3 protein-coding genes and 1 pseudogene are annotated in these 3,494 nt (G+C 64.4%); all 4 read right to left on the bottom strand.

All coding sequences use genetic code 11. The features are described 5' to 3' along the window. Window positions 1-327: 327 nt before the first annotated feature. Window positions 328-783 (bottom strand): hypothetical protein, encoded by a 456-nt coding sequence (locus VNW74_RS20705; protein WP_325680239.1) that lies wholly within the window; start codon window positions 781-783, stop codon window positions 328-330. 73 nt (window positions 784-856) lie between these two features. Beyond that, the gene (locus tag VNW74_RS20700; RefSeq protein ID WP_325680237.1) at window positions 857-1,870 is read right to left on the bottom strand and encodes a hypothetical protein; all 1,014 of its coding nucleotides are present in this window, start codon (window positions 1,868-1,870) and stop codon (window positions 857-859) included. 18 nt (window positions 1,871-1,888) lie between these two features. Beyond that, window positions 1,889-3,202, bottom strand: coding sequence for a peroxidase (locus VNW74_RS20695; protein WP_325680235.1), 1,314 nt, complete (start codon window positions 3,200-3,202; stop codon window positions 1,889-1,891). Between the two features lie 21 nt (window positions 3,203-3,223). After that, window positions 3,224-3,494, bottom strand: a pseudogene (locus VNW74_RS20690) (hypothetical protein); the annotation flags it as partial.

The raw sequence follows: 3,494 nt of genomic DNA, 5'->3' as shown, positions 1-3,494 counted from the left end.
CTCCCCGTCCTCAATGTCCGTGCAATGCAGGACGTAACCCGCCGCCCAAAGGTCGTCGTAGATCGTGTCGATCTCGTCGGCGGTGAAACTCGTGCGGACGGGTACGGGTTCGGTGCTGTCACTCATGCGTCGGCTTTCGGCTTCCGGTAAAGCGCCCGTGCGCGTCGCGGCCCTGGCCCGGCGAGCATGCCGCAGTCGGCACGTAGCGGCGCCCCCAGTCGATGCATACCCCGGTTGCCCGACGGGCCAGCCGAGCCGCGTGGCGCGAAGCCACCGACGACGCTCACAACCCGTGTTGCCACGCGCGTGCGACCGGGCGGACGCCGCTTACGATTGCTGACCACGATCGGCGCGACGACGCATCCTGCGCGCGCTTCGGCGCATACCCCGGACTGCGTAGCCGCCCGCCACGACTGACGCCGCAATCGTGGTAATGAACACGGGCAGCCAGCTGTCCCGGTCGTGGTCGACCGACCACCAGACGATCGAGAAGAGCACCGTGCAGGCAAATAGGACGATGTCACGCCAGCTTCCTGCATAGGAACTGGCGGTGGCGCGCAGCTGGCGTGCCTTGTCCTCCGCCACGATCAATTCATCGATGCGGTCGTTGATGCTGCGCCGCAGCGCCTCCCGCCGGGCCGCCTCCATTTCAGGCAGCTGCTCGAGCAGCTCCAGGTCTTGTTTAATCCCCTCTCGCATGTCTGGACCCCTGAGTTGCCCCACCGCAGCGCCGAGCAGCGCACCACCGAGGACGGGCGCTGCGCCCATGGCCATCGCTGCCATACCGGGCATTGTGACCTCTAGCTTCCTCTCGCTCCGCAATCCTGGGCATCGACCCCACGGTGACGCCGAAACATCACTTCATGATGGCAAGGTTGTGCCAAAAATTCTTGAGGCTGTCGGTGCCGCCGAAAAGCGTGGTGAAGTTCGTGGAGTCGACGAGGACGATGTCGCCGGCACGCCAGCCCGACGCCGGCATCCAGATCAGCGCGTTGAATTCGGTGTTGCCCGCCGCGGTGAAGGGATGGGGCCTCGAGGGATCGATCCGTTGACGACCCAACACCCGCACCGAGTCGCTCTCCGGAGCGGTGAGTTCGTAGTGCGGCAGGTGGGGATGGAAGTTGAACGTGGTGACGTTGTCGAGCAGCCTCGCGGCGTCCAGGTCGCGGGCCGCGGTCAGGGGTGCGATCTGCTTGGTGCCCTCGACAACAGCAGGACGCAGCCCCCAAGTGTTGTGCACCGGGACCTCGAGGGCCGTCATCAGGGAGCGGGTGTACTGCCCGAACCGTTGTTGGCGGGGCACCAGCGGGTCGCCGTGATGCTGGTATTCAACCTGACGCTGGGCGAAATCGTCGGTGAAGCCCACGTCGTGATGCGGGGCCAGCAGCAAGCACGTGCCTTCTCGTTGCAGCCATTCCCGGATGGCGCTGATCTCCTCCGGTGCGGCTTCTTGTTCCGACAGGATGTGGTCAAGCCCGAAGACCATCAGGGTGTCGGTATCGGCGAGGATCCGCTCGTCGATCCGGAGTTTGTAGCCGGCCTGGTCTATGCGCTGGAAGACGGCGACTGGGTGGCCGGTGGCTTCGCCAGCCAGGTCCTGGAAAGCCAGCGCCGAGCGGTGGAACAGTTCCAGGGTGCCGGCGATGCCCTGGAGGAAGTGCGCCTCGTCGTATTCCGGTGTCTCGTAGCCCGGCCATAAGGCGTTGCGGACTTCGGTCATGGTGGAGAAGCGGTTGTACATCGCGGCGGGGTCGCGTTGGGCTTCCCACGGGTAACTCCAGGTCCAGTAGATGCTGATGCGCCGTCCGCCGGTGTGCGGACGCGGGATGTGGCTTTGGTTGTAGGTCCGCGCCGGCGGAAGTGCGCCCATGGTGGATCCTTAACGTGATCAGTCGAGCGCCGCGAGGTATCGCATGGCGTTGATGCCGGGCAGGAAGAAGTACGCCCCACCCGTCAGGGTGGTGAACGCCGGCAACCCTTTGAGGGTTTTGCGGATCGGCCGCTTGGGAATCTTGAAGTCCAGTGTCCCGTCCTGCGTTCCACAGATGGGGTCGTGCTCGTTGCCGAGTTCGTGGAAGGCGCGGTCGTTGATCCACACGTTCTGGGCGAACTCGAACTGACGGACCAGGCTGGCGCAGATGATGAACGCGGCGATGCCGCGATCCACACCGTCGTCGGGCGCGTCCTCGGGCAATGCAGGACCGTAGGTGGCACCGCGGCGAATTATCCTGTGCCGGTTCATGTTGTGCGCGGTGTCGCGTGGGTTGAGGCGTCGCGCGTGCGATCCCAGCGGGCAGGCATACCCGTGCGGATCCATCTCTTTATAGTTGAAGTCGTTGTTGCGCATAGGGTCCGCGCCCAGCTCGGGATCGTCCTTGTCCGGTGCCAACACTAGCGGGGCGCCGCTGCGCCAGCGGCCCATGAATTTCGCGGCGAGCAATTCCTGATCGTCCGGCGTGTCGGCGTGCTCCTGCAGATAGTCGCGGAACAGTCCAACGTGCTCCTGCAACCGCCGGTAGGCCATGTAGCTTCCATTGCGGCACAGGACTTCTGGCTGCGGCAGATCGGGCGACCCGTGCTCGTCGGGATAGCCGAGGATGAACTCGCCGGGCTTGAGCGCCACGCCCGAACCCGGCGTCGGCTCTTCGCCCGATCCCTCGATCACCGGCTGCGACAACCTGTCCCGGAACCCGAAGTGATCATGTGCGTAATTGAACGGCGGCGTCGCGTTCAAATCCAACATCGACAGACTACGCACACCATCACACCGGGCCACAAGCTTGTCGTGTTCTCCCGTGGCGCGCGCATGTTCGGCGTCATCGCGCGCGAACAGGATCGCGATCGCGTGCAAGTCACCGCCTGCCAGACCGCCGACCCAGTTGTCAGGGTGGTTAGCCCCGGTATCGCCCAAGATGTCTGCCCGAGCCGCCATGCCCTGGCGAAACGCCTCCGGGAAAGTTGCCAGGGATTCCTCGGGCAATCCGAGTGCTCGCAGGCCGCTCCACGTGAACGCCAGCGTGATCCACCGCTTCGTGCTGTCCATCGAGGCTTGCGCCGTCGCCGCCGAGTCGACCCTGTCGATCAGCTCGGACAGCCACGCCCGGCCGCCGGCCGGGTCGTCGAATGACAGGAACTCGTAGCGCCCGGTCATCGCCGGCGTGCGGGTCAGCAGAATATGCTGAATGTCCTCCAACTCAAGCATCGGTGCACGTTTCGCTGCGGATCATTGCATTTGGTCAAGCATGTCGGAGAACGCCGCTTTGAGCCGCAGTGCCTTCTTGATCTCGTCGGCGGTGACGTAGGGGTACTCGCCATACTCCAGGAAACTGGAGCACTGGTGCTCACGAACGAATTTCACGAAGGCGTCTGGATTCTCTTTCCAGTCCTCTGGGAATCCCTCGAGGTTGGTGAACACCGTGGTGATCCCGGTCGCGCTGAACAGCGCCACCGCATCCTCGGTGTACTTGTCGAAATCGGTGTCGAAGATGCCCTGG

The sequence above is a fragment of the Mycobacterium sp. genome (assembly GCF_035570115.1).
In the GTDB taxonomy this organism is placed as follows: Bacteria; Actinomycetota; Actinomycetes; order Mycobacteriales; family Mycobacteriaceae; genus Mycobacterium.
This window is presented reverse-complemented; position numbering and strand designations above follow the sequence as displayed.

Excerpts from the sequence above, each read along its gene's own strand:
- VNW74_RS20700 (WP_325680237.1), bottom strand. The coding sequence starts at position 1,870 with ATGGGCGCACTTCCGCCGGCGCGGACCTACAACCAAAGCCACATCCCG.
- VNW74_RS20705 (WP_325680239.1), bottom strand. The coding sequence starts at position 783 with ATGGCAGCGATGGCCATGGGCGCAGCGCCCGTCCTCGGTGGTGCGCTG.
- VNW74_RS20695 (WP_325680235.1), bottom strand. The coding sequence starts at position 3,202 with ATGCTTGAGTTGGAGGACATTCAGCATATTCTGCTGACCCGCACGCCG.